The sequence below is a fragment of the Frankia sp. BMG5.23 genome (assembly GCF_000685765.2).
GTDB classification, from domain to species: Bacteria; Actinomycetota; Actinomycetes; order Frankiales; family Frankiaceae; genus Frankia; species Frankia casuarinae.
Genome location: NZ_JDWE01000006.1, coordinates 20512 through 46463 on the forward strand (window position 1 = coordinate 20512; position 25952 = coordinate 46463).

The 25952-nt window shown below is 71.1% G+C and carries 17 protein-coding genes and 1 riboswitch; of the genes, 12 read left to right on the forward strand and 5 right to left on the reverse strand.

All coding sequences use genetic code 11. The features are described 5' to 3' along the window. Positions 1 to 235: 235 nt before the first annotated feature. The 5 genes from BMG523DRAFT_RS04230 to BMG523DRAFT_RS04250 all read left to right on the forward strand — a co-directional run bounded on the left by BMG523DRAFT_RS04230 (position 236) and on the right by BMG523DRAFT_RS04250 (position 12253). Positions 236 to 1183: a (2Fe-2S)-binding protein gene (locus tag BMG523DRAFT_RS04230; RefSeq protein ID WP_011438735.1), complete on the forward strand. Its 948-nt coding sequence runs from the start codon at positions 236 to 238 to the stop codon at positions 1181 to 1183. 515 nt (positions 1184 to 1698) lie between these two features. Next, the gene (locus BMG523DRAFT_RS04235; protein WP_011438737.1) at positions 1699 to 4203 is read left to right on the forward strand and encodes an ATP-dependent Clp protease ATP-binding subunit; all 2505 of its coding nucleotides are present in this window, start codon (positions 1699 to 1701) and stop codon (positions 4201 to 4203) included. Positions 4204 to 4565: 362 nt separating this feature from the next. Beyond that, on the forward strand, positions 4566 to 6032 hold the full coding sequence (locus tag BMG523DRAFT_RS04240; RefSeq protein WP_035958296.1) for a metallophosphoesterase family protein: 1467 nt from the start codon (positions 4566 to 4568) through the stop codon (positions 6030 to 6032). A 914-nt stretch (positions 6033 to 6946) separates the two neighbouring features. After that, positions 6947 to 10624: a hypothetical protein gene (locus BMG523DRAFT_RS04245; protein ID WP_152987827.1), complete on the forward strand. Its 3678-nt coding sequence runs from the start codon at positions 6947 to 6949 to the stop codon at positions 10622 to 10624. A 270-nt stretch (positions 10625 to 10894) separates the two neighbouring features. Further along, positions 10895 to 12253 (forward strand): PP2C family serine/threonine-protein phosphatase, encoded by a 1359-nt coding sequence (locus BMG523DRAFT_RS04250; protein ID WP_011438740.1) that lies wholly within the window; start codon positions 10895 to 10897, stop codon positions 12251 to 12253. A 94-nt stretch (positions 12254 to 12347) separates the two neighbouring features. Here BMG523DRAFT_RS04250 and BMG523DRAFT_RS04255 read toward each other — a convergent pair whose 3' ends face one another. Next, the gene (locus BMG523DRAFT_RS04255) at positions 12348 to 13997 is read right to left on the reverse strand and encodes a hypothetical protein (RefSeq protein ID WP_011438741.1); all 1650 of its coding nucleotides are present in this window, start codon (positions 13995 to 13997) and stop codon (positions 12348 to 12350) included. 314 nt (positions 13998 to 14311) lie between these two features. Between BMG523DRAFT_RS04255 and mptB the strand changes: the two genes are divergently transcribed. Then, the gene (mptB, locus tag BMG523DRAFT_RS04260; protein ID WP_235462860.1) at positions 14312 to 15952 is read left to right on the forward strand and encodes a polyprenol phosphomannose-dependent alpha 1,6 mannosyltransferase MptB; all 1641 of its coding nucleotides are present in this window, start codon (positions 14312 to 14314) and stop codon (positions 15950 to 15952) included. Here the strand turns inward: mptB and BMG523DRAFT_RS04265 are convergent. Next, entirely contained in the window at positions 15900 to 17435 is a 1536-nt protein-coding gene (locus BMG523DRAFT_RS04265) for a glycosyltransferase 87 family protein (RefSeq protein WP_235462851.1), read from the reverse strand. The two genes, mptB and BMG523DRAFT_RS04265, sit on opposite strands and share 53 nt — an antisense overlap. Before the next feature lie 119 nt (positions 17436 to 17554). On the opposite strand from BMG523DRAFT_RS04265, the gene BMG523DRAFT_RS04270 reads away from it, so the two are divergent. Further along, the gene (locus BMG523DRAFT_RS04270; protein WP_011438744.1) at positions 17555 to 18811 is read left to right on the forward strand and encodes a Glu/Leu/Phe/Val dehydrogenase; all 1257 of its coding nucleotides are present in this window, start codon (positions 17555 to 17557) and stop codon (positions 18809 to 18811) included. 46 nt (positions 18812 to 18857) lie between these two features. On the opposite strand, the gene BMG523DRAFT_RS04275 is transcribed toward BMG523DRAFT_RS04270, so the two are convergent. Continuing rightward, positions 18858 to 19220, reverse strand: coding sequence for an RNHCP domain-containing protein (locus BMG523DRAFT_RS04275; RefSeq protein WP_035908608.1), 363 nt, complete (start codon positions 19218 to 19220; stop codon positions 18858 to 18860). A gap of 308 nt (positions 19221 to 19528) precedes the next feature. Here BMG523DRAFT_RS04275 and BMG523DRAFT_RS04280 point away from each other — a divergent pair, with 308 nt between their 5' ends. From BMG523DRAFT_RS04280 to otsB, 3 genes are all read left to right on the forward strand, one after another. After that, positions 19529 to 19867 carry a DUF3263 domain-containing protein gene (locus BMG523DRAFT_RS04280; protein ID WP_023840660.1) on the forward strand — a complete coding sequence of 113 codons (339 nt, stop codon included), beginning with the start codon at positions 19529 to 19531 and terminating at the stop codon, positions 19865 to 19867. An 8-nt stretch (positions 19868 to 19875) separates the two neighbouring features. Beyond that, on the forward strand, positions 19876 to 20541 hold the full coding sequence (locus BMG523DRAFT_RS04285; protein ID WP_023840659.1) for a LytR C-terminal domain-containing protein: 666 nt from the start codon (positions 19876 to 19878) through the stop codon (positions 20539 to 20541). Between the two features lie 69 nt (positions 20542 to 20610). After that, positions 20611 to 21459, forward strand: coding sequence for a trehalose-phosphatase (gene otsB / locus BMG523DRAFT_RS04290; RefSeq protein WP_011438748.1), 849 nt, complete (start codon positions 20611 to 20613; stop codon positions 21457 to 21459). Positions 21460 to 21513: 54 nt separating this feature from the next. Here otsB and BMG523DRAFT_RS25185 read toward each other — a convergent pair whose 3' ends face one another. Continuing rightward, positions 21514 to 21675 carry a hypothetical protein gene (locus tag BMG523DRAFT_RS25185; protein WP_023840657.1) on the reverse strand — a complete coding sequence of 54 codons (162 nt, stop codon included), beginning with the start codon at positions 21673 to 21675 and terminating at the stop codon, positions 21514 to 21516. Positions 21676 to 21848: 173 nt separating this feature from the next. Here BMG523DRAFT_RS25185 and BMG523DRAFT_RS04295 point away from each other — a divergent pair, with 173 nt between their 5' ends. Then, positions 21849 to 23444 (forward strand): trehalose-6-phosphate synthase, encoded by a 1596-nt coding sequence (locus tag BMG523DRAFT_RS04295; RefSeq protein WP_083494748.1) that lies wholly within the window; start codon positions 21849 to 21851, stop codon positions 23442 to 23444. 62 nt (positions 23445 to 23506) lie between these two features. On the opposite strand, the gene BMG523DRAFT_RS04300 is transcribed toward BMG523DRAFT_RS04295, so the two are convergent. Further along, complete coding sequence (locus BMG523DRAFT_RS04300; RefSeq protein WP_011438750.1) at positions 23507 to 24304, reverse strand: HAD family hydrolase; 798 nt, start codon at positions 24302 to 24304, stop codon at positions 23507 to 23509. Between the two features lie 207 nt (positions 24305 to 24511). Beyond that, a riboswitch (SAM riboswitch) is annotated at positions 24512 to 24628 on the forward strand. Positions 24629 to 24636: 8 nt separating this feature from the next. On the opposite strand from BMG523DRAFT_RS04300, the gene thrC reads away from it, so the two are divergent. Further along, the gene (gene thrC / locus BMG523DRAFT_RS04305; RefSeq protein ID WP_011438751.1) at positions 24637 to 25914 is read left to right on the forward strand and encodes a threonine synthase; all 1278 of its coding nucleotides are present in this window, start codon (positions 24637 to 24639) and stop codon (positions 25912 to 25914) included. Positions 25915 to 25952 lie beyond the last annotated feature (38 nt).

Sequence of the window (25952 nt, forward strand, 5' to 3'; positions counted from 1 at the left end):
CGCGGGCCGACCATCCCGGCAACCGCGCGATGTCGAACCACTCATGATGCCGACCCGATGACTCGTGGGCATAGCACTGATGGCGACTCCAGTTGACGCCAGACATGAAGTTAGGCTTACTTAAAGTTATGCTCATGCTCACGCTCACGCCACTCCGCGGGAGATCCCGCACCCTGGCACAGCTACGCCCGGCCCAGCCGCGACACACCTCCCGGTCCCGGCAGTGAAGCAGTCGGTGAACGAACGCCGCACCGGCTCGGCGGCGTCCCCGGCGGCGCCTTCCAGGGAGGTGGCCCCCGAGGGGACGGCGCCGGAATTCTCCGGGGGTACCGTTCAGTGCGCCGAACCGCCGTTCGAGGCGAGCCTGCGGGACCTCGCCGAGGTGCTGGAGCCACGCGGTGTGCAGTTCGGGATGCCGGACGGCCCGGGCTGGGCCGACTGTGCCTTCCTGACCGGGCCAGCAGGCGTGGCCGAGGCCTTGGCCCGGGTGGGCGACACGCACGGCGCCAGCCCGGAGGTCGCCGCGAGCTACCTGGCGAACTGGTACTCGGCGAACGTCGCCGCCCCGGCCATCGCCTGTTTCGTCCTCCTGCACCGGGTGCCGGCCCTGACCCCGGCGACGATGTCCCTGCGCGTCCTCGACGGCGGCTGGTTCGACCAGACCGCGTTCCACCGACCGGCCATGACCGTCCTGGCGGATGACCCGATCGCGGGGGGCGCCACCGCCGGAGACGGGATGAATGCCCGGATCGGCGTGGTCGGGGACGTCGCCGCGTTGCGCGGTCGCCTGGTCGAGGAGGTGCTCGCGCATCTCCAACCGTTCGTCGAGGAGCTGCGGGGACGGGTCCGGCTCGGCCTTCCGGCGCTGTGGGGTGCGGTGGCCGCGCAGTGCGCCCGCGCCTTCCTGCTGACCGAGCGCGCGACCGGCGATCCCCACCTCGGCCGAGTGGAGGCCGACGCCTTCTTCTCCCGGGCCACGCCCACCATCCGGGCCCGGCCCCGTTGGCACGAGTTCGTCCACCACGGCCGGCGGTACACCGGCATACGCCGTGGGTCGTGCTGCCTGGCCTACCGGCTTGGTGACGACTACTGCACCTCGTGTCCCTTTACTGGTGACCAGGATCGCGAGGAACGGCTGCGCGCCTGGATCGACACGCAGGGCAATGGAGGCCTTGCGGTCTGAGAGCCACCCGAAGTACAGCCCGAGTATGCGCACGTAAAGTAGTTACTCGCGAGATGCAAGCAAGATCCGTCGCCGAAACTCCCCAGGGCGACGACAATGAGTAACATTGACAACGCAAAACGATATACATGTGAGTTGAATCACAACAAGATGCACCTCCTCATCCACTACCGTCGGTAGCATCGGTGAGGAGGCTCACCGAGGTGGGACGCACCGCCTGGCGCGTCCCGCCGCACCGTACGTCCGACCGGAGACGTCGCGAAGCGGGTGGCGTCGCGAAGCGGGTGGCGTCGTTCTGCTCTTGGCGGAACGACGTGACGGAGTCATGGCTGGTCGGCCACGGTTGCATTAGACGTCTCCGCTGGACGGCCGGCACTTGCGCCGGTCCGCCGCCCACGACGATGTGGGCGGTGCCGGCGGGTAGGTTTCTGTTCGATGCGTGAGGACATGCCTCGGCGGAGCTAGCATGCGGATACCGGCTGTCGTGTGGTCGGTCGCAGCTCGAAGGAGCGCACATGTTCGAGAGATTCACCGACCGGGCACGTCGGGTCGTCGTCCTGGCCCAAGAAGAGGCCAGGATGCTCAACCACAACTACATCGGGACCGAGCACATCCTGCTCGGCCTGATCCACGAGGGCGAGGGCGTCGCCGCCAAGGCTCTCGAGTCCCTCGGCATCTCCCTTGAGGGTGTGCGGTCACAGGTCGAAGAGATCATCGGCCAGGGGCAGCAGGCACCGAGCGGGCACATCCCGTTCACGCCGCGCGCGAAGAAGGTCCTGGAGCTGTCGCTTCGGGAGGCGCTGCAGCTCGGTCACAACTACATCGGCACCGAGCACATCCTGTTGGGCCTGATCCGCGAGGGCGAGGGTGTCGCCGCTCAGGTGCTCGTCAAGCTGGGTGCGGACCTCAACCGGGTGCGGCAGCAGGTCATCCAGCTGCTGTCCGGTTACCAGGGCAAGGGCGAGACCGCCACGTCCGGCGCGCCCGCCGAGGGGACCCCGTCCACCTCCCTGGTGCTCGACCAGTTCGGCCGCAACCTCACCGCGGCGGCGCGCGAGTCCAAGCTCGACCCGGTCATCGGGCGCGAGAAGGAGATCGAGCGCGTCATGCAGGTGCTGTCGCGCCGCACCAAGAACAACCCCGTCCTCATCGGCGAGCCCGGCGTCGGCAAGACCGCCGTGGTCGAGGGGCTGGCGCAGGCGATCATCAAGGGCGAGGTGCCCGAGACCCTGAAGGACAAGCAGCTCTACACCCTCGACCTCGGCGCTCTGGTCGCCGGTTCCCGCTACCGCGGTGACTTCGAGGAGCGGCTGAAGAAGGTCCTCAAGGAGATCCGGACCCGCGGCGACATCATCCTGTTCATCGACGAGCTGCACACGTTGGTCGGCGCGGGCGCGGCCGAGGGTGCCATCGACGCGGCGTCGATCCTCAAGCCCATGCTCGCCCGGGGTGAGTTGCAGACCATCGGCGCGACCACGCTCGACGAGTACCGCAAGCACCTGGAGAAGGACGCCGCTCTTGAGCGGCGGTTCCAGCCGATCCAGGTCGCGGAGCCGTCGGTGGCGCACACGATCGAGATCCTCAAGGGGCTGCGGGACCGGTACGAGGCGCATCACCGCGTCTCGATCACCGATGCCGCCCTGGTGGCGGCGGCCTCCCTGGCCGACCGTTACATCTCCGACCGGTTCCTGCCGGACAAGGCGATCGACCTGATCGACGAGGCGGGTTCGCGGATGCGCATCCGTCGGATGACCGCCCCGCCGGACCTGCGCGAGTTCGACGAGCGCATCGCCGCCGTCCGCCGGGACAAGGAGTCCGCGATCGACGCGCAGGACTTCGAGAAGGCTGCGTCCCTGCGGGACAAGGAGAAGACCCTCCTCTCCGAGAAGGCCAAGCGGGAGAAGGAGTGGAAGGCCGGCGACATGGACGTCGTCGCCGAGGTGGGCGACGAGGAGATCGCCGAGGTGCTCGCGATCTGGACGGGCATCCCGGTCTTCAAGCTCACCGAGGAGGAGACCGCGCGCCTCCTGCGCATGGAGGACGAGCTGCACAAGCGCGTCATCGGCCAGCAGCAGGCCATCAAGGCCGTCTCCCAGGCGATCCGGCGCACCCGCGCCGGGCTGAAGGACCCGAAGCGCCCCGGCGGCTCGTTCATCTTCGCCGGCCCGTCCGGTGTCGGTAAGACCGAGCTGTCCAAGACGCTCGCCGAGTTCCTCTTCGGCGACGAGGACGCGCTCATCCAGCTCGACATGTCCGAGTACATGGAGAAGCACACCGTCTCGCGGCTGGTGGGTTCCCCGCCCGGCTACGTCGGCTACGAGGAGGGCGGCCAGCTCACCGAACGGGTCCGGCGCAAGCCGTTCTCGGTGGTCCTGTTCGACGAGGTCGAGAAGGCCCACCCCGACGTCTTCAACACGCTGCTGCAGATCCTGGAGGATGGTCGCCTGACCGACTCCCAGGGCCGGCTGGTCGACTTCAAGAACACCGTCCTGATCATGACGTCGAACCTGGGCACCCGGGACATCTCCAAGGGCCCCGGCATCGGCTTCGCCACCGGCCAAGGCGCCGTCGACTACGAGCGGATGAAGGCGAAGGTCCAGGACGAGCTCAAGCAGCACTTCCGGCCCGAGTTCCTCAACCGGATCGACGACATCATCGTCTTCCACCAGCTGTCCGAGGCCGAAATCATCCAGATCGTCGATCTCATGCTGGCCCGGGTGGACGCCCAGCTCAAGAACAAGGACATGGCTCTCGAGTTGACGTCGGCCGCCAAGGCGCTTCTGGCGAAGAAGGGGTACGACCCGGTGCTGGGTGCCCGGCCACTGCGCCGGACGATCCAGCGGGAGATCGAGGACGTCCTGTCCGAGAAGATCCTCTACGGCACGCTCAAGCCGGGCGAGATCGTCGTCGGGGATGTCGAAGGCGACGGTGACGAGGCGAAGTTCGTCTTCCGCGGCGAGGCGAAGCCGAACCAGGTGCCCGATGCCCCGCCGGTCGATCTGGCCAAGTCCAGCGAGTAGGCGGTCGGGAATTCCGTGCCGCCTCCCGGGAGGCGGCCAGTCCGGTGACCCGGCGAGGGCCGGACGCGATGGCCGGAGTAGCCCCGCGGCTGCTCCGGCCATCGCAGTCTCGGCCGCGTAGCCGGGCTGGTCGCTCCAGAGCTGGAACACGTTCGTTCTCTCACACATCGCTCGGTCGCACCGCTCGATCGGCGACCGGTAACAGAATATGGGAAAATGTCAGCCACCGGGTAACCACCTTGCCGGCCGGGGCATCCGGCGAGATCGGGTCCGGTTGCCGGCGCAGGCACGAGCACAGGCACAACTTCATCGCCCCGAGGACGATTCGGACTGCTGGTTCGGCGAACGGGAGAGCTCCGCTGGTGACTGGTAGTCCCGACGTCGCGCTCGGCGTTCACCTGACCTTCGGCTCCGATCCCGCCACGTCCATGGTCGTCTCGTGGCTGACCCGAACGGCCGTCCCTCGGCCCCAGGTACGGTTCGGTCCGGCGGCTGGCGGATCTACCGGCTCGGTGACCGCGCTCACCCGTTCCTACACGGACGCCCTGACGAACGAGGTGGTCTTCGCCCACCATGCGCACCTGTCCGGGCTCCTGCCGGCTGCCGACTACCGCTATGACGTGGGTCATGACGGGCGCTGGGGCTTGGCCCACGGGTCGTTCCGCACGGCTCCGCGGCATCGGGCCGCCTTCAGCTTCACCTGCTTCGGCGACCAGGGCACCGACGAGCCGCACGATCCGTACGGCTCGGCTGCGTCACGCCACGTGATAACCGGAGTGGAACGCCTCGCGCCACTGTTCAACCTCGCGAACGGTGACCTGTCGTACGCCAACCAGCGCACGGATCCGGTTCGCGCCTGGTTCGACTGGTTCGCGATGATCAGCGCCTCCGCCCGGTTCCGGCCGTGGATGCCCTGCAACGGCAACCATGAGACCGAGCGGGGCAACGGAGCTCTGGGGCTCGCCGCCTACCAGACCTACTTCGCCCTTCCCCAGCACGACGAGGAGGCCTACCTCGCCGGGCTCTGGTACGCGTTCACCGTCGGCGGCGTGCGGTTCGTCATGCTCAGCGCCGCCGACGTCTGCTATCAGGACAGCGGGCGGGTCTACCTCCATGGGTACAGCGCCGGCCGGCAGACCTCCTGGTTGAGACAGACCCTCAAACAGGCCCGCGCCGATCCCGGTATCGACTGGATCGTCGTCGGCATGCACCACGCCGCGGTGTCGACCGCGGTGGAGCACAACGGCGCCGACCTCGGTATCCGGGAAGAATGGCTGCCGTTGTTCGACACCTACGAGGTGGATCTGGTGCTTTGCGGCCACGAGCACCACTACGAGCGCACTCATCCGCTGCGCGGGGTCGTGCCGGACAGCGCGACCCGGACTCCCCGCCCGGTCCCCGGCGCGACGACGCCCGCCCGGAAGACCGCTGACGGAGCGGGCGCCGCGGCCGGTGACGGGGCCGGTGACCTGCTCGACACCTCGGCGGGCACCGTCCACCTGCTCGTGGGCACCGGAGGATCCTCGTCGCCGTCCGCGCACGCACTGTTCGATCCACCCGCCTGCTGGGTCATCGTCGGCGTGCACGAACAGGATCCCGGCCGGTGGCATCGCCAATCGGTCCGGGCGAGAGAGGACGCGCCCTGGCTCGCCTTCCGGGCACCGGAGCATCCATACGCCTTCGCGGCTTTCGAGGTGGATCCAGGTGAACCGGGCGGCTCGACGAGCATCCGGGTGACCGTGTACGACTCCAGTGCACCGACGCCGGTCCCGTTCGACCGGTTCACCCTCGTCCGGCCACGCGCCGACGCGGCCGTGCCCACCACCTGACCGGCCACCCGACCGAGAAGCCGTCGGACGGTGCGAAGCGGGCCGGTTCTGATCGCCCTTCCGGCGGGAGCTCAGGAATCGTGCCACGACCATGACAACCTCGATCTCGACCGAAGACCGTTCACCGCTCGCATCGTGTGACGGTATTCAACGTCAGATCCGCCCCCGGGATAGCGTCACTCGCTGTGAGATCCGTCGGATTATTGGCGCCGGAACCACCGCCGCTGCACCGATCAGCTCGATGGATCCCGCCAATTCCGCGAACAAACCGCGCCCGCGCGGTGGCGGGCACATCCGGGACGACGAACGAGCCGAATAACATCATGTCAACATCATGGATACAACGGCGACCCACCATGCGACGAAAGGACGACCGCGGAAGTTCACCGGCGCACGCGTATACCGGCGGCGCGGCAGCGGGCACTACAGAACTTCGTCGGGGGTACGACCCTGGGCCCGGTTGCCGATCCTTCCTCGGGCGGGAGCGACGGCACACCCCACGGAAGGATCGCAACCGACGGGCCGGCAGCGATCGCAAGGCCGATTTTTCAGGACTCCTCTGGACATCCACCAGGCGCCAGGAATATTTTTCCGCCAGCACGCCACAATTCACCGGGATAGCACGATCAATGCCCGGCTGAGGGACCGCCGTCTGGGGGGCGACCATTGGCTGAGAAGCAGCGAGCGGCCAGGGGGCTCCTGCCCTCAGGCCCACCCGCTATGACCAGGATTTTCGGACGGGACCAGCATTACGCGGCCCGGTATTACGGTCCCCGGAAGAAAGTATCACCGGCGGGTGCGAGCGGATTTGAAGACGCCCGGGAAGGCGTCGCCGCCGGATCCGTCGTCCTCGGCGCTTGTCGCGGCTGGCACGTTCAGCGACGCCGCCGGGTCCGGCGGAACGGGTGTCTACCGTGATCGATCACCTGGGGACGTCGATGGCGCGGTCCGGCCGGGCGGCGGAGGCAACGCGGCTCGACCAGATGATCTATGCCTGGCCGCGCCGAAGCAGGACGGGTGGCGAGGGTCACCTCCCGGCGGCGAGCTCCCTGGGCTCCACGGTGACCAGGTCCTGGAGCGGGCTTCTCGCCGGCGAGGTCGAGCTCGACGAGAGCCGGGTCCCCCACCCACCGTCGGCGCTCGCCTACCTCATCCGATCTCCGGATCATCCCGAGGCGCCGGATCATCTCACGGCGAGGGATCCGCACCGCATCCCGGAGGCGGCGCTCGTGCACCGGATCCGGATCCCGGAACGCGGCGGCGACAGCCGGGCTCGGCTGCGTGCCCACATCCTGATCGGCCGGGCGGACTATCTGACCGAACGGGTGGGGCTCGCGTTGTACGCGGCGGGTGGGGTCGTGGTGGGGAACTCCCGCACCATCCCGCGGCTGGCTCCCCTGCACCTGCGCGACCTCACCGCACGCCGGCGGACGGGCGAGCGGACCCTGCGCCAGTCGGCGCGCGCGGGGGTGCGGCGCGATCGGCTCGTCACGCTCATCGCGACGGTATTGGCATGGTCGCGGGCCGAGCGTCCCTTCGTGGTGGCCCACACCGGTTCGGATGAGGCGCTCATGCTGATGTGGGCCCTGGTGGAGATCCTCGAAGGCGTTCTGCCCTACCGGCTGACCTTCTCCACGCATGCGACCACCGTCCCTTCAGGCGCCACCCCCTCGGGCGCGCGGCACACCGACGAGCCAGGCCCGCGGTTCCTGTTTGTCCCGTTCGAACCAGAGTGTGCCGGCAACGGGGAGCCTGCCGCGATCCACGTGGATCCGCGGGTCGGGCCGGACGCTCCACCGATCATGACCGCCGCCGCCCGGCTGCTCGTGGACCTCCACGGCCGCGGTGGGATGCGGGGAATCGGCGACCTGCTGGCCCTGGTCGGTGACGAGATGTTCGACCCGAGCCGGCCGGAAGCCTGGTGCCGGCGGGTGATGGAGAACGGGGTCGAGAGGACCACCGCGCCGCCGCCCGGCGGCGACCTGGCCACCCTCGCGGATACCGCGGGTGCTCCGCGTACGGGCGTCCCGGGTACCGCGAGTGGTTCGGGTACGTCGGGTCCCCCGGATCCGGCACCCCTCTCGACCACGACCGATGCCGTCGGCCTGGGACACTCGACGGCCCCGGCCGCGCCGGGCGATCCGGCACCGGCAGCGACGACAGGCGCCGGAGCGCTCGCCGTCCGCGAACACCTCCGCGAACGGTACGAACGCCTGCGGGCTTCGAACTGGTCGAGCTCCGCCGAACAGGGCACGGCCGCGGACCCCGTGCGCCGTCTTTTCACCGCCCTCATCGAACCGGTAGGTCTGCCGGCGGACCTGGCGAGCGTGGAGCGGCTGCGCGGTCAGTTGCGCCGGGTCGCGGGGCTGCTGGCCGGCCCCGTCGCCGGCCCGGGCGGCGGGCTCGTGCCAGCGGCCCGGGCAGCGGGCCCCGGGCCCCGGGAACGGTTGCGCGAGGAGATCGTCGGCGTCATTCTGGGCCGGCTGCGGGAGGAGGAGCCGGCCGGCCGGATGATCGACAAAATCTCCAACGCGGTCGCCAACGCGGTCTCCGAGGAGCAGCGCCAGGTCGAAGGAACAATCTCCGCCCTCGCGGACGAACTCGCCGCGTTGCGGGTTCCTTCGCCCGCACAGGTCCACGACGAGCCACCGCGCCGGGACGAGCCACCGCGCCGGGACGAGCCACTGCGCCAGGCAGTCCCGCTGCTCGCGGTCGCCCTGGAGTCGATCTTCTCGGGATACCGGATGACCTCCGCGCGCGACAACGCGATCCGGCTGGCCACGGAGACCGTCGAGGCGCTGCGCGCCGCCCGACCGGACCACCTGTCGGCGTCGCCTACCGGTGCTTCCCGACCCGCCCGACTCCCCGTCACCGTGCGCCGCGTCCCCCGACCTGCCACGCCGCCGCCCGCCACCCCGGAATCGGCCACCGCGCAGCCAACCGATCCGGGCCCAGGGGAACGGCGGCACCTGGAACGGCTGGAACGGGACGCGGGGAACGCCGTCATCCGACACGTCGCGGAGGCGTATCGGCAGGAGTGGTCGTACTGGGACGATCGTCTGCACCCGATCGACCGGCTGCTCGCCGCGTTGGGCGTCCCGCTGGGTATCTCCCTCAGCGACGCGGCGTACGACCCTCTCGTCGATCCGCTCGAGTCACCCACCGAACTCCGCGAGCTCGCCGCGCTACGTGACCTGCTGCACTGCACCCTGCCGCAGCGCGGCGAGCCCGCCCGGTCTCCTCTCGGAACGGTCTCTCAACGCCCACCCGGCCACCGTACCGATGTCCTGGCCCGCGCCGCGAGCGACGTCACTCAGGCCATCACTCGACGGCTGGCCCCGGACGCCTACCAGAGCGACCACGACCGCGCCGCCTACATCGACGCGGTGCACCGCGCGGTGACGACGATGCAGCGCGAAGTCGTGGAGATGTTGACCCGGCTGGTCGCGGGGCTCGCCGCGCTCGCGATCCCGGCGGCCGCGGTAGACCCCGCCGTCTGGGCCGGGCGCCGCATCGATCTGATCCATCAGACGCTGCGGGCCCTCTTCGACCTGTTCGGCCTGCCCGAGGGTTTCGAATTCGCCAGAGCCCTGGCAGACGAGGTGGTGACAGGCGCCGCACCGACGGGTGGCGGGTCGCGGTGGCCCCCGGAGTCGGCCGCGGCGAAAGTCGTGCGTCTGCTGCGCGAAACCCATGCCCGGGGAGCTGATGCGTTCCGGCTGCTCGTTCTCTACGCCCCGGGATGGCATACCGCCGAGGACATCCGCGATGACATCGCCTACGCGGGGGCCTCCCCGGTCGGGCCACCCGGCCGGCCCACGTCGCGGGCACATGAGGCGGAGGTACTCGGAGCCGGTGCGCGCCCGTATTTCGAGCGGTTGGTCGCGGTCGAGGCCGCGTCGGGACGAGGCGACGGGCCGCTGATGCAGACCGTGCGGCGCATCGCCGGCCTCTACCTGCCCGGCGCGTCCCACGAACCCGGTCCGCCAGGAGCACCAGGAGCACTCGAGAACGATCTACGTGTCCTGGGTGCGGAGCTCACCGCCCGCATTCCGCCGACCTGGCCGGACGGTCCCGATCCGGCGATCGCCTTCCTCCGAGCCTGCCAGCTTGGCCAGCCGAACGCGGCCCGCATCTTCGGGCTGTTGGTCCGACACGTTCCGAACTGGGACGACGCCTGGGATCTGCACGAGGTTATCCGCCGGGACGGTGCCCCGGGCCAGGAAACCGCCCATCCGGAGGAGGGGCCGTTGACGGGTCCGGAGTTGGCCAGAGCGGCGGAGAGGTACTTCCGCCGAACAGTGCGGGGATCGGAGGCAGATCACCCCTTCCCCGCCGACCTGGAACGCGTCGTGCGCCGGCTGGTGGCGCTCTACCTCCCCGACGACCCGCGGCTGCGGGCCGCGAGCGAGCTGCCCGGCTTCGTCGAGAGCCAGGTGATCGCCGCGATCGGCCGACCCGCACCGCTCAGGCGCCGCCGCCTGCTCCCGTGGCGCGCCACGACCGCCATGACCACCAGAGTCGCCGTGACCGCCGTGACCGCCGTGACGTTGTGCCTGACCCTGATGATCTTCATCACCGTGACGCGTTGATGCGGCGGCGAACAATCACCGTCTCGCGCCCCCCGATACGGGCCGTCACCGTTCATCGGAGGCATCCTTCGTGGCGCCCGCCTCTCGGCGGGGCCGCCCGGGCGTCGGCCCTACTCGGCCGCGCCCAAGTCTGGAACAATGCTCAGCACTTGTGTCAGTGTCGCGACACATACCCGGTCTCTTCTGAGTTGATGCCTTTAGGTATGAAGGAAGACGGCTGGCGACACGTCCTACAGCGTGATCGTAATTGCTACGGCGAGGACGGAGGCCATGGGTAGCCCGCTGGTACCGATCATGCTCATTGTGATGCTGCTGGTGGGTGGGCTGGTCTTCGTCATCCTCAACAACCGGCCCGTCCGGCCCGGGGAGAACCAGCGACGCTCTCGTGGCCTCGACCATCAGCGCCACCGATACGGTACGGTGCCGATCCGTGACAGCTCTGACGCCACCCCGCCCGACGGGATCGTGCCCGGCTTCGCCGAGCCGGCGCCGGTCTCCTCGGCAACCGGTGCGACGGGCAACACGGCGGACAGGTCAGCGGACAGCGCGAGCGGCGTCCCGGACGCAGGCGCGGCATGGGGAGGGGATGTGACCTCGCAGGTTTCCGTCGGCGGCGGTGAAGGCGACCGCGATCCCGACTCCACCGGCTGGACGCCACCGCCCGCCGGTCAGCCGCACCTCGGGCCCGGTGCCTTCGGTGACGAACGGGCGGATGCCACCCGCTACTACGACCCGGCGACCGGCGACTATCCCCTCCCGCCACCCGGGGAACACGCGCCGGCTCCGCGCGGCGCCGAGTCAACCCGAACGGTTGAGGACACGCCGTGGGAGAGCTCCCCCACGGCGACGACCATCCCCGTGGCTCCGCCCGCTCCCCCGAGGGGGCAGACGGGCGATCTCATGGCGATCGAGCCGGAGCAGACGACGGCCGCCGCGCTGCGACTCGCCGCCGCGGGGCGCACCCGCCGGGGCAAACGCGGCGGTCCCAACGAGGACGCGTTCGTCGTCGTCGACGGGCTGCTGGCGGTGTCGGACGGGGTCGGTGGCGAGGCTGCCGGCCAGATCGCGTCCACGCTGACGGTCACCACGGTGGCGGGTTTCCGCCCGCAGTACGCCGAGGATCCGCTCGAGGGCCTGCGCAAGGCCGTGGAACGGGCGAACTGGGTGGTCCGGACCCGGGCTCGAGAGGAGCCGGCCTGGCTCGGCATGGCCTGCACGCTGGACGTCGTCATCCTCGGGCGTCAGCAGAGCACCGGCGAGTACCTCACCGTCGCACACGTGGGCGACAGCTCGGTGTGGTTGCAGCCCGGCAAGGGACGGCCGCGGGCACTGACCACGCCGCACGCGATCCGTAACGGTCCGTTGCTCAACGCCGTCGGGCTCGCTGACGAGATCGAGGCGGACATCTTCAGCGAGCCGGTCCGCGCCGGTGACCGGGTCGTTCTCGCCAGCGACGGCATCACCAAGGTGATGAGCCCGGAACAGCTCGACGGCCTGCTGAGCGCGCTGGGGCCCGAGCCGCCCGAGCGGGCCGCGGACGCGCTCGTCGAAGCGGCCCTGCTGGCCGGTGCCCGGGACGACACCACCATCGTCGTCGCGGATCTGGTGTCCGAACCCGCCGCCCGGTGAGTTCGTCCGGACACCCGGACACCCGGTCGTCCGGCCCGGTGTCCGGACGTCCTAGATAGACGGGCTGAGACCCGCCGACAGCCGCCCCGAGAAGTCAGGAGACGCGCTGACCGACCGGGCAGTCCAGGGCGCTGGCGCGGGTCAGGCCGTCGACGGACAGCCGGGCGGACAGGCGCACCGGTCCGGACGACTCGGTGAGAATGCCCGTCCAGCCCCCGGCCGCCCGGAAGACGCACGCCGTGCCCCCCGACAGCTGCCAGTAGGGGGTGTAGTGCACGAGCACCGTGGCGACCCCGGGCGCGTGGAAGTCGACCGCGACCGAACTCACCCCCAGTTCGGTGAGCGAGGCCGGTCCCTGCACCAGGCCCGGGGAGTCGGTGACGAGCCACACCTTCCAGTGCGCGTTCTGCCAGGCGAGATCGAGATAAGGCAGACCGGCTCGCAGCAGCCTGGCCTCGGCGACCGCGGAGGGATCCAGCTCGACGTCGGGGAGGGCGACGTAGCGGATGCCGCGGGCGAGCAGCCACTCGTGGTAGGTCTCGGCGTTCAGTGTCCCGTCGTAGAACAGCGCGTTGTACTTGCTGTCGAGCTGGCGCAGCCAGCCGCGGGCCATGGGTACGGACGGGGCGACGAAGCGCGCCTCCCAGTGGGCCCGGGTGAAGGGGATCTCCACCCGCCCGGCCGACACCGGTGCGCCGCGGTCGAGGTAGTCGAGGAGCTCGGTGTAATAGGCCTTCGACCCGGACGGATCGCCGTGGACAAGCAGCGCCCCGTGCACCGGCCCGATCTGCCAGCCGATCAGCGGGATCGCCACGACCGCGAGGACGCGGCGGCGTTCGGCGAGCAACAACGCCGCGGTAGGGCCGGCGAGCAGCGTCGCCGGTCGGGTGATGTTTCCGCCGATCTGGGTGGGCACGAAAAAGAAGACCACTGCCGCGGCCGCCCAGAGCAACAGGCCGTGCCGGATGGGCCGGATGAGCCGGGCGTGCCCGGGCACGACGAGCAGGCCGACCGCGATGAGGGTCAGCAGCGACAGGAAGGTGAGCGCGGGAAAGGGCTGGTACCCGTCCTCGGGAAACGCGAGCGCGACGATGATGCCGGATCCGGCGCCGGCGAACGGGAGCGCCCGGCGCCATCCGATCGTCGGCAGCAACGCGAGGCCGACGAGCAGCACGAAGCCGCCGGCCAACGGAGACGCCAGCGACGACAGGACCGCGCCGATCCAGGTCAGCTTCGTGTGCCGTTCCCGCGCGCCGACCAGCGCCAGAGCACCGAAGGTCATCCCGAGCGCGAACGGCATGCGGCCCACGACGAGGTTCGCCACCGTCGAGACCGCGAACCAGACGAGGACCAGATCATGCCCGGTCCGCCGGCCAGGACCGCGGAGCAACCGGGTCACGATCATCGTCGAGGCGACGCAGGAGATCGCGCCGAGCGGCTGTACCCCGACAAGCGCACCGAGCGGGGGGAACAGCACACTGTAGCCGGGGATGGTGTGACCGCCGTACCACTGATCATCCCAGAGCACCACTCCGCCGTGCCGGAACAGCCAGACCCGGTACTCCTGGGCGGGGGTGTCCGGACCGGTGATGCCAAGACCGACGCACAGCAGGCAGAGCGCGGCGGTCAGAATCCAGGGCCAGCGGCGAACCGCCACGACGACAGCGAGAACACCCCGCACGAGCGGTCCGCGGTGCCGCGGCGGCTCGAGGGCGATGGAAGGGGTCTGGGGCAGTGTGGCCACGCGAGGCTCCGACCCGGGGTGCCCGGGCCCACCCGTCGCCGGGGCGGTCGACGCCGTCCGCCCCCCCGAGATGGCGTCAGGCGGGGAACCCGGGGTCGCGAGCGTTGTCACCCGCGACCCCCCCACACACCGACGACAGTCCATCCGCCGTCTCCGACCGGTCATCACCCGACAGCTTGCCCCGCGGGCGGCGTCAGGCCGCGCCCGTCCCGTCCGGACCGGGCAGCGGCAGGCCCCGACCGGCCGGCATCCTGGCCCCGACCAGGGTGACCCTGCTGGTCCTCGCCGGTGGCGGCGCCGCGGTCGTGGCCATGATGAGCGAGGGTCGGCTCGGTTCGCGCGATCCGCACACGACCGACCCTTCCTCCTGGTGGGGCATTCTCCCATCGGCGGCCTCGTCGGATACCGCAAGGGGCGTCCTGGCCGGCCTGGCGGCCCTGGGCATCATCACTCTGTGTCTGTGCTGGGGCGGACTTGTGCGCGCGACGATCGCCGGCCGCACCTCCCCGCGGGCCGCCCTCGCGGCGTGGATCGTCTGGAGCCTCCCGTTCGCGGTGGGCCCACCACTGTTCAGCCGGGACATCTACGCCTACGCCGCTCAGGGTGAGCTGGCGAGGCTCGGCCTGGATCCGGCGACACACGGCGTCTCCGCCCTGCTGACCGCCGAGGGCTCGGGCTCGGCGTTCGTCCGGGCCGTTGACCCCCGGTGGTGGAACACCCATGCGCCCTATGGCGGTGCCGCGGTCGCCGTGGAGAAGAGCGCCGCGGCCCTCGGCGGCGGGCCGGCCGGGACGGTCGCGCTGCTCAAGATAGTCGCGATCCTCGCAACGATCGCGATGGTCGTCCTGACGCTACGGCTCGCCGGACCGGAGCCGGGCCGACGGGCCCTGGTCATGGTGCTCGTCGCGGCCAATCCGGTCGTCGTCGTGCACCTGATCGGCGGAGCCCACCTCGACGCAACGGCCGCGGCGCTGCTCGTGGCGGCGCTGGTGGTGGACCGCCGACGGCTCGCCTCGGCACCGGCGCCCGGCCCGGAGGGAAGGAGCACGCCGACGGCTCGGCAGGCCGCGCTCGGCGCCGCGGCGACGGCGCTGGTCAGCGTGGCCGGAAGCGTCAAGGCGACCGCCCTCCTCGGCGTCGCCTGGCTGGTGCTGGCGCATCTGCGGGCCGCCCGGTCGGCGCGGCGTCCGATCCGCGCCGGCGCCGTGCTGCTCGCGGCCGATGCCGCCGCGGTCGCGCTCGCCGCGGGGCTGAGCATGGTGGCTGGCGGCTTCGGCCCGACCTGGATCCACGCGTTGTCCACGTCGGGCACCCTGACCACGGGGGCCGCACCGGCCTCGATTCTCGCCGCGGCGGTCGACGGGGTCGACGGCATGCTTGGTCCGGTCGGCCGCCATCCGTCCGGCGCCGAAACGCAGCGGGCGACTCGGGCCCTGTGCCTGGCCGGCGCGGCGCTGGTGGTGGCCTGGCTCGCCCTGCGCGCCTGGCGGGACCGGGACGGGTACGCCGGCCGTCGGCACGACCTGATCGTGCTCGGCTACGGCGGGCTGGCGGTGGCGCTCGGCAGCCCGGTGCTCTACCCCTGGTACCTCGCGCTGTGCCTGCCGGCACTCGCGGTCGTCGTGGCCCTCGCCCGGTCAACCCCGCCGACGCCCCACCCTGGAACGGCCCGTCCCAGGACGCCGGGGATGCAACCACGCCGCATGAGGCGTCTCGGGGCGGCCGTCGAGCGGATCGTCGGGGGGGTCGGGGGGTGGACCATCGCCCTGGTGGTCGTCACGTCGGCCTGGCTGTGCCTGACGACCCTCGCGCCGCTCGCCGCGACCTGGCGGCTGCTCGGGCGCGTCGAGACGTCCCTGGCCGTCATCGGCTGCGCCGGCCTTGCGGCCGCGGGAACGGTCATCACGCTGGTCGCGATCCGGCGGCGGCACGCCACGCCCACCCGCAGACGGTGACCAGTCCGACGTTGCGGACCACCAGGACCAGGCTCATCATGATCCGTCCCTGGACGACGTCGTTGTACCGCCACGGATAGACGACCTGGGAGAGCACAACGCAGATCAGCAGCAGCGCCACCCACCGCCACGACGGTCCACCGGCCGGGACGGGGGCAGCCGGTCCACCAGCCGGGACGGTCAGGCCGCCGGAGCCGGCGGGCCGGGCCATCGCGATCCAGACCGCGACGAGCGCCATGATCCACACGAGGTACTGCGGGCTGAGCACGCGGGCGGTCACGACCACGACAAGCAGCAGCGCGAGCGTGCGCCCCACGAGCACACCGGCCCGGCCCGCGCCGTCCGCCGCCGCGGGCGGACGCGCCCACCCCCACCACCACAGGGCCGAAATGGCGATCACTACGATCTCGGTCAACGAGCATGCGGTGGCCACGCCGCGGGCCAGCGGGGTGTCGAACTGGAGCGAACCGTAGGAATAGCCGGGTGCCGTTCCATGGCCGAGCATGTGGGCGACGACGAACGGCGTCGCGGCCACCGCCTCCACCTGTAGTCCGCGGGCCTGCTGCGCGCCGAGAAACCCGAACGCGTCCCGCCACCACCCGGTGAGCGCGAACAGCGCCGCGAGCCCCCCGACGGCGCACAGGACGCCGGCGGCAAGACGCAACCAGTCCGGCGAGGGCGCCGGGAATCGACCGGTGGGCCGGCCGGGGGGCGGATCGGGGGGCGGATCGATGGACGCCGACCGACCCGGGGACCGGAGCGGCGGACGGGACAGGGCGATCAGCAGCAGGACCGGCCAGATCTTGAGCAGCGCACCCGCGGCGAGATGAAATCCCGCCCGGCCGAACCGGCCCGCGGCGAGCGCGAGCACGGCCGCGACCGCCGCCGCGGCCGGCAGCAGATCGAAACGGGCCAGCGCCACCGGTCCCAACGCGGTGAGACCCGCCACCCAGAACCCCGCCGCCGGGACCGAGCGACGCACCAGCGCGGCGGTCAGGACGGCGTCGACGGCCACCATCATCCCGACGAACACCGCTCGATAGGGCAATCCCAGATAGGCGTGAGTTACGTCGGGCAACACGAACACAACTGCCGCGCCCGGCGGATACTGCCAACGGTCGTCACCGGTGGGCATCCCCTCGCCGCGACTGAGCCCGCGGCCCCACTCCGCATAGATGTGTAGATCGCCGAGCACGCTCTGCTGCATGCCGAACGCCTGGTCGGTCACCACCAGGGTGACGAGGACGGCACGGCTGACCAGCCACCATGCCCAGAGGCGCCGGGCTGACCGGTCGGGGGTGCCGGCTCCGGGACGAGCGAGCGCGGCCGGCCGTCCGGGTGCGGACAAAGCCGGCCCCCCGGCGCGCCGCGGCACCGGGAGGCGGCTCGACGGGTCCGCGCGCACGCTCGCGACCGTACCCGCAGGTGCCTGGTGGGCGATGGCGCGCCCTGCGCGCACCTGACGGACGGCATCTCCCGTCACCTATTGTTTGCGCCATATCGAGTCACCACCGCGGCGCGCAACGGAGCGCGCCGTGGCCGGCGGACCGGGCGGCGCGTTCGGCGGCGAAGGGTGGCTCGAAACGCGCCGCGGAGGTGCCTGTGATCCTCGGATCCGGCTCAGCATGGGACACGGCCTGCGTTCAACTGGCGAACGCGGCTCGTCATCTGGGCCTTGACGACGGTATGCACGACCTGCTCCGCACGCCCCGCCGGGCGATCACCGTCAGCGTTCCGCTACAGCGCGACGACGGTCAGCTGACCGTGCTGACCGGCTATCGCGTCCAGCACAACCTCGCCCGTGGCCCGGGCAAGGGAGGGATCCGCTTCCACCCAACCACCGACCTCGACGAGGTCAAGGCGCTGGCGATGTGGATGACCTGGAAGTGCGCGCTGATGGGGATCCCCTACGGCGGGGCCAAGGGCGGCATCGCGGTGGAACCGGCGATGCTCTCCCTGCCGGAACGCGAACGCCTGACCCGGCGCTACGCCGCCGAACTCGTCCCGTTGATCGGACCGGAGAAGGACATCCCGGCACCGGATGTGGGCACCGACGAGCAGACCATGGCCTGGATCATGGATACCTACTCGGCGCACACCGGGTACACCACCACCGGTGTGGTAACCGGCAAGCCGCTGTCCATCGGCGGTTCCGCCGGTCGGGCCGGGGCGACCAGCCTGGGGGTGCAGCTTTCGGTGTTCGCCGCGCTGCGCGAGACCGGGCGCGACCCGCACGCGATGACGATCGCGGTCCAGGGCTTCGGCAAGGTGGGGGCGCTCGCGGCCCAGTACCTGCACGACGCCGGTTGCACTGTGGTCGCGGTCTCGGACGTGAAGGGCGGGATCTACAACCCGCAGGGACTCAACCCGGCCGCCCTCATCCGCCATCTCGCCGGCGGCGCGGAGACGGTCGTCGGCTACCCGGGAACCGACACGATCACCAACGACGAGCTCCTGGAGCTCGACGTCGACGTGCTCGTCCCCGCGGCGTTGGAGGGCGTCATCACGGTCGAGAACGTCGACCGGGTCCGCGCGCCGATCATCGTCGAGGGTGCCAACGGCCCGGTGACCGCCGAGGCCGACCAGGTCCTGGACGACCGGGGCGTCCTGGTGGTGCCGGACATCCTCGCCAACGGCGGCGGGGTGGCGGTCTCGTACTTCGAATGGGTGCAGGACATCCAGGCGTATTTCTGGTCCGAGGACGAGGTCAGCGACCGGCTCCGGGCGCTGATGGACCGCGCGTACCGCGAGGTCTCCCTGCTGGCCACGACCCAGAAGATCAGCATGCGCAACGCCGCGCACGTCATCGGGGTCGGCCGGGTGGCCGACGCCCACCGGACCCGGGGTCTGTATCCCTGACCGGCATCCCTGACCGGCATCCCTGACCGGCATCCCTGACCGGCGGTCATGACCGCCGCGCGCGCCCCGGGCGGCGCGGCGGTCGTGCCCCTGGGGCCGTCGCAGCCTGCGCGGCCGCGGCGGCGACCGCCAGCAGCGTGTCGTGATCGTCCGCCGGGACGGACCGGTTGCGGCGCCGATGCCCGCACCGCTCGCAGACGTGCGTGATGACCAGATCGTGCGTACGGCTCTCCACCGCGACCGGCCGCATCACAGCGCCGCACCGCGCCGCCCGGTCGCCGGGGTTGACGTCGACGTGCCGCGACGACAGACAGGACGGGCAGTGGTTGGTGTACCCGTCACCACGCACGGCCGTCGCGCAGACCAGGCAGACGAAGTCCTCGGTGGTGCGGGTGAAGCGCCGGCTCACCGGCCAAGGGTAGGCCACCACACGGCGTGCCCCGCCTGCCCGGAAGTCAATCAGCGCCAACGGTAGCCAATCGGGGCCCTCGGAGCTGGCCGGAACTCGGAGCTGGCCGGAACCGGGTGGGGGCCTCCCGCGAACATCTCATCGTATCCGCGCCGGGCGGCCGGGCCGTGGGCGGGACGTGTGTCGCCGGAGACGCCGAAGATGTCGGACCCACGGGGTGAAATAGTGGGCGGCGCACCATACCGGGCGTGGTACGTCGGCGCACCATCGCGCCCATCGTCCCGGATGCGTCCCGAGGAGGTCCCGCTGTGGAGGCAGCACATCCTCTGCCGCCCGAGAGACTGCCGCCCGAGAAACCGGCGCCCGAGAAACCGGCGCGGGCGGACGTCCCGCCGAACGAACTGTCCGATCGCGATCGTCGCATGTTGCGCTTCGAGCAGGGTTGGTGGCGTCACCCGGGAGCCAAGGAGGAGGCGATCCGGGTCGAGTTCGGACTGTCATCAACACGCTACTACCAGTTGTTGAACCGGCTGATCGATTCGGAAGCCGCGCTGATAGCCGATCCGATGCTGGTCCGCCGGCTGCGCCGGCTGCGGGAGCAACGCCGGGCGGCCCGATCCGGCCGACATGACCGGGCCGAGAGGTAAGACCACGCATGACACATGCCACGAACGCACCGCAGCGGCGTCCCCACCGGTGGCGCCCGGACCGGCTCCACACCCTCGGCGCGGGCGTCGTCGCGGTTCTCGCCGTACTCGCGGGCATCCTGGTGGTCAATCTGCTGAACGGCTCGTCCAACACGGACGGCTCCACCACCCAGGTCGCGGCCCCGACGCGCTCGGCGCGGCCGGGCACGGACCAAGCCGGCGGCGGCCGGACCACTCCGGCCCCGCCGCCGCACCGCGCGGCGGCCCCGGCCCCCGGCCCGAGGGCCACGAAGACGGCGCCGGCGTCCCCGAAACCGACGCCGGCGCCGTCCGCGTCCACCGCGACGAAGCCGCCGGCCCCGCCGGGACCAAAGGCCACAGCCCCGGTGGTCGTCCTGAACAACTCGCGGATCGCCGGACTCGCCGAGGTGGCCGCCAAGCAGGTCGAGTCGGCCGGGTTCCGGGTCGAGCGGGTGGGCAACTACCAGTCGATCTACAACGTCCCGGTGACGACGGTCTTCTACGACGACGCCGACGCCGACGCCGCCCGCGCCCTGAAGGAGGCGATGCCGGGCATCGAGAGCATCGTGCCCCGGTCGAAGACCAGAATCGTCTCCACCGACACACTGATCCTGGTGATCACCCGCGACTTCCCCGCCCATCCGGAAAAATGATCACTTGACCGCCGCGCCGCGCTCCTCACCGGCGCCCGACCACCTCGACCCGTGACCGAGGAAGGCCCAGTGACCGAATCCGCGCCGAACAGCCCACCCGCCCCCCGCACACCCGCCGGGGGCGCTGGACTCGCCGCCCTGCTCACCGCGCCCGAACGCGCCCTGATCGCCCTCGACTACGACGGCACCCTCGCGCCGATCGTCCCGCGGCCGTCGGACGCCGTCCCGGCGCCGGGGGCGATGGATGCGCTGCGCCGGATCTCCCATGAGATCGGCACCCTCGCCATCATCACCGGACGGCCGGTGGACTCTCTGCTGGAACTGACCGGGCTGGAGAAGATCCCCGACTTCGGGAACCTGATCATCCTTGGCCAGTACGGACTGCAACGCTGGGACTCGGGCAGCCGCGCGATCAGCAGTCCCGAGCCGCTGCCCGGTGTCGCCGCGGTCCGCGCGGCGCTGCCCGAACTGCTCCGCGACGCCCCGGTCGGCACCGCCGTCGAGGACAAGCACCAGGCGCTGGTGGTACACGTGCGGCGCACCGCCGATCCGGACTCGGCGCTCGCCGCGCTCACGCCGGCGTTGACGGCCCTCGCCGAAGACCATGGGATGGAGGCGGCACCGGGCAAGCGAGTGCTGGAGCTGCGTCCGCCCGGGCACGACAAGGGCGGTGCGCTGCGCAGGCTCATCGCGGCCTGCCAGGCGCGCTCGGTGCTGGTCGCCGGGGACGACTACGGCGATCTGCCGGCATTCGAGGCCGTCGACGAGCTACGGGCGGGCGGGCTGCCCGGTATCACCGTGTGCAGCGACAGCCCGGAGGTCCCGGACGTGATCCGCGAACGCGCCGACCTGGTCGTGGGCGGGCCCCCCGGGATGGTCGCCCTGCTGGAGGTGCTGGTCGAGCGGCTCAGCGGCTGACCGCCCGCGCCCTGTTCGCTCATCCCCGCAGGGCGCGCTCAGCCCGCCCGGGGCTCATCCCACCCGCATCAGCCGGTTCGTGTCCGGCGGGTGGTCGTCCTCCCGCAGGCGGATCCACGCCGTCAGGGTGGGCTCGGCGCCACCGCCGTACGGCCGGTTCGGGCCGACCAGCATCTCAATGCCGACGACCCGCCGGTGCGTGTTCGTCAGCGCCACCAACTCGATGATTCATTACTGTACGTGATCTCTCTGGATGGAAAACCTGAGCCAGGGGCATTTCCGTGAGACATCTGTCGCCGATTCGTGAGCCTCCGCCGCCCAAAAATACGATCTTGATGGACCGGCGTACAGGGCTGAGCGGATGGCCTACTCTCCGCAGTGTGCGTCGGATGCCGGGAGCCGAGGAAGACACCCTGCCGCGGCTGTGGCCGACCGGCACCGCGCGGGTGCTGGTCGCCTCCAACCGGGGGCCGGTGGCGTTCGCCGTCGGGGACGACGGGAGGCTGCGGATCCGGCGGGGCGCCGGCGGCCTCGTCAGTGGCCTCAGCCGGGTGGCGGCCGACAACGGTGACGGTCCGATGGCGTGGGTGTGTGCCGCCCTCAGTGACGCCGATCGCCGGGCGGCGCGTTCCGCGCCTGCCGGCCGCCTCGATCTCGCCGGCCACGACACCGACGGCACCGCCGTCCGGATGCTCGACGTCGACCAGGTCGTTTTCGACCGCGCTTACAACGCGGTCGCGAACCGCACGCTCTGGTTCATCCACCACCTGCTCTACGCGCCGGCGTCGCAGCCGGTCTTCGGCCCGGCGTTCCGCCGCGACTGGCAGGCGTACGAGACCTACAACGAGATGTTCGCCCAGGCTCTCGCGCACGAGGCCGCCCCGGGCGCCTCGGTGCTGATCCAGGACTACCACCTGACCCTGGTCGCGGCCCGGCTGCGGGCGCTGCGGGCGGATCTGCGGATCGCCCACTTCAGCCACACTCCCTGGGCACCGCCGGAGTACTTCCGGATTCTCCCGGACGACGTCAGCGAACAGATCCTGCGCGGCATGCTCGGCGCCGACCGGCTCGGGTTCCTCACCGACGCCTGGGCCGACGCGTTCCAGGAATGCTGCCGCGACCTCCTCGGACTGCGGATCGACCGGCGGGCGGTGACCATCGGGACGGCCGGGTCGGGACGGGGAGCCGGGTCGGGACGGGGAGCCGGGTCGGGACGGGAGGCCGGGTCGGGACGGGAGGCCGGGTCGGGACGGGAGGCCGGGCGGCACCGAACGGTGCGGATCGGGGTGCATCCGCTCGGCGTCAGCGCGGACGAGCTGCTTGGCCGGGCCGCCGCCACCGACGTGGCCGCCCGGGCCGCCGAGCTGGTCGACTTGGCCGGCGGGCGGCGGCTCATCGTCCGGGTCGACCGCACCGAGCTGTCCAAGAACATCGTCCGCGGTCTCGACGCCTACCGGGAGCTGCTGCGCACCCGTCCGGAATGGCGCGGCAAGGTGATGCACCTGGTCTGCGCCTACCCGTCACGGCACGATCTGCCGGAGTACCGGGAGTACACCGCCGCGGTGCAGCGCCTGGCCGCGGAGATCGAGGACGAGTTCGCCACGGACACCTGGCTGCCGCTGCGGCTGGAGATCACCGACGACTACCCCCGGTCGATCGCGGCCCTCTCGCTCGCGGAGGTGCTCGTCGTCAACCCGATCCGGGACGGCATGAACCTCGTCGCCAAGGAGGGGCCGATCGTCTCGACCAGGGATGCCGTCCTCGTGCTCTCCCGGGAGGCCGGAGCCTGCGCGGAGATGGGCACGGCGGCGCTGGTCGTCAACCCGTTCGACATCCAGGCGACCGCGCGGGCCCTGCACGCCGCCCTGACGATGCCCGCCCCCGAACGGCGTCGGCGCGCCGAGGAGCTGGCCGCCGTCGCCGGGCGGCTACCGCCCCAGCGCTGGTTCGCTGACCAACTGCACGCCCTCGCCGCCGACCGGTGACCGTCCGGTCTGCCCTGCCGGGGCCGAACGTCGACGCGCGGACCGCGTTCAGACGGCGGCGTTCAGACGGCGGCGGCCGCTCGCACCGCGCTGGCCCAGCCGGCGCCGACCGGGCCCGCCTCGACCGTGACGTTGTCGTACCGCGTCAGCAGGGCGGCGATGTCCGGGTGCCGCACCGCGTTCGCGACCAGGTGCATCCGCCCGACATGGGGAGCCATGGCCAGGTCGCTGGCGGAATCGCCGATGGCGATCGCCTCGGCCGGTGACACCCCGCGCCGCTTGAGGTCGTAGGCGACCGCGTCCCCCTTACCCACACCGTCCGGGACCAGATGGTAGACGTGCGGATTCACCCCAAGATCAGGCATGTGGACCGGCGAGATCAGCCCGTTGTCACGCATGCTCAACCAGGAGAATCCGGTCTCGGTGAGCCAGCCGTCGACCTCCGACACGTCGATCTTCCCGCGAAGCATGACGTCGACCTCCCGGCCGGAGTGCCAGGGGGTGTGCAGCTCCAGCCGCCCGGGGTAGCGCTCGACCATCCGGTCGAGCAGGTACTCCGGTACCTGGTCGAAGTCGGGCGGCATCGCGCCGCGCAGGATCTCGCTGTCGCGCCCCTCGTTCCAGCCGACGATCGCGCCGAGCTCCCCGATGAACCCGTCCGCACCGAAGATCGCCGCGGCCTCGAGAAGCTGCGGACGGGTACGCCCGCTGACCAGAACCAGCGCAATGCCGGCGTCGTGCAGCTCGGCGAGCGCGCGAGCCGGCTCCAGCGTGATCGCTCCCCCCTCCGCCCGGAAGAAACAACCCTTGGGACCGACCATCGTGCCGTCAAGATCGGTATAGACGACGCGGATACTCACTGTTACAGACTCCCTGGCTCTGGCATGATCGGGTCGATCTCCGGGCATGGGGGCACGCGCGGCCGGTAGGAGCGGGCAGGCCCCGCCCGCACCGGTGGGACCACACCGAGAAACCTCCGACCGACCCATATCATGTCCACAACCAGAGGCAACACCGGTGCACGACCACCCGCGCACGGTCTACAGTACGGACAGACAACTTCATCTGGCTCATCCAGAGGGGCAGAGGGAACGGCCCAGCGAAGCCCCGGCAACCACCCGCATCCCGTGCGCGGCAGGTGCTAATTCCGGCCTGGTGGCAGACTGCCCCGGGAAAGATGAGGAGCTTCTTCATGACACTCGCGCCCGAGCGTGCCACCAGTCCCACCCTCGAGGTCGCGAACCCCGCGGTCTCGCTGTCCTGTCGGCACTGCGGCGCCACCTACCCGCTGTCCCCTACGCATGTGTGCGTGGAATGCTTCGCTCCTCTGGAAATCGCCTACGACCCGGACCTGCTGGCTCGTGTGACCCGAGAGTCCATCGAACGTGGTCCGGCGAACCTGTGGCGTTACGTCGGGCTGCTGCCCGCCGGGCATGACCCGGCGCGGCGGGTCTCCCTCGGGGCCGGCTGGACGCCACTGCGCCCGGCCCCGAGGCTCGCCGCGGAGCTGGGGATGAAGACGCTCTATATCAAGGACGACAGCGCCAACCCCACCCACTCCTTCAAGGACCGGGTCGTCTCCGTGGCGCTCACCGCCGCCCGTGAGCTGGGCTTCACCACGGTCGCCTGCGCCTCGACGGGCAACCTCGCGCAGTCGGTGGCGGCGCACGCGGCCGGTGCCGGGCTGCGCTCGGTGGTGCTCGTACCGCACGACCTCGAGGCTGGCAAGACGGTCTCCACCGGGGTGTACGGCGGGACGCTGGTCGCCATCCAGGGCAACTACGACGACGTGAACCGGTTGTGCAGCGAGCTGGCCGGAGAGTACGAATGGGCGTTCGTCAACGTCAACGTCCGCCCCTTCTACGCCGAGGGATCCAAGACGCTCGGCTACGAGGTCGCCGAGCAGCTCGGCTGGCGGCTGCCCGAGCAGGTCGTCGTGCCGATCGCCTCCGGTTCACTGCTAACAAAGATCGACAAGGCCTTCGGTGAGCTCGGCCGGCTCGGCCTGGTCGAGCCGACGCCGTACAGGGTGTTCGGTGCGCAGGCGGCCGGCTGCAACCCGGTGGCCGCCGCGTTCGCCCGCGGCGTCGAGACGGTCGCCCCGGTCCGGCCCGCCACAATCGCCAAGTCGCTGTCGATCGGCAACCCGGCCGACGGCCCCTACGCCCTCGACGTGGCTCGGCGGACCGGCGGGGCTATCACGGACGTGACCGACGAGGAGATCATCGACGGGATCCGGCTGCTCGCCCGCGCCGAGGGCGTCTTCGGCGAGACGGCCGGTGGCGTCACCGTGGCCACCCTGCGCAGGCTGCTGCGCGAGGGGCTGCTCGACCCGGCCGCCGAAACCGTCCTTTACAACACCGGCGATGGGCTGAAGACGCTCGACCCCCTCGTCGAGACGGGCGGACCGACCGCGACGATCAAGCCGTCGCTGCGCGCCTTCGAGGCCGCCGGCCTCGGCGACGACTGACTCGGGCCCGGCACGGCACAGCGCATTCGACGAACTTC

What these genes read in the sequence shown, in the direction of transcription:
- BMG523DRAFT_RS04235 (WP_011438737.1), top strand. Translation starts at nt 1,699, where the DNA reads ATGTTCGAGAGATTCACCGACCGGGCACGTCGGGTCGTCGTCCTGGCC.
- BMG523DRAFT_RS04250 (WP_011438740.1), top strand. Translation starts at nt 10,895, where the DNA reads ATGGGTAGCCCGCTGGTACCGATCATGCTCATTGTGATGCTGCTGGTG.
- mptB (WP_235462860.1), top strand. Translation starts at nt 14,312, where the DNA reads ATGAGCGAGGGTCGGCTCGGTTCGCGCGATCCGCACACGACCGACCCT.
- BMG523DRAFT_RS04285 (WP_023840659.1), top strand. Translation starts at nt 19,876, where the DNA reads ATGACACATGCCACGAACGCACCGCAGCGGCGTCCCCACCGGTGGCGC.
- BMG523DRAFT_RS04295 (WP_083494748.1), top strand. Translation starts at nt 21,849, where the DNA reads ATGCCGGGAGCCGAGGAAGACACCCTGCCGCGGCTGTGGCCGACCGGC.
- thrC (WP_011438751.1), top strand. Translation starts at nt 24,637, where the DNA reads ATGACACTCGCGCCCGAGCGTGCCACCAGTCCCACCCTCGAGGTCGCG.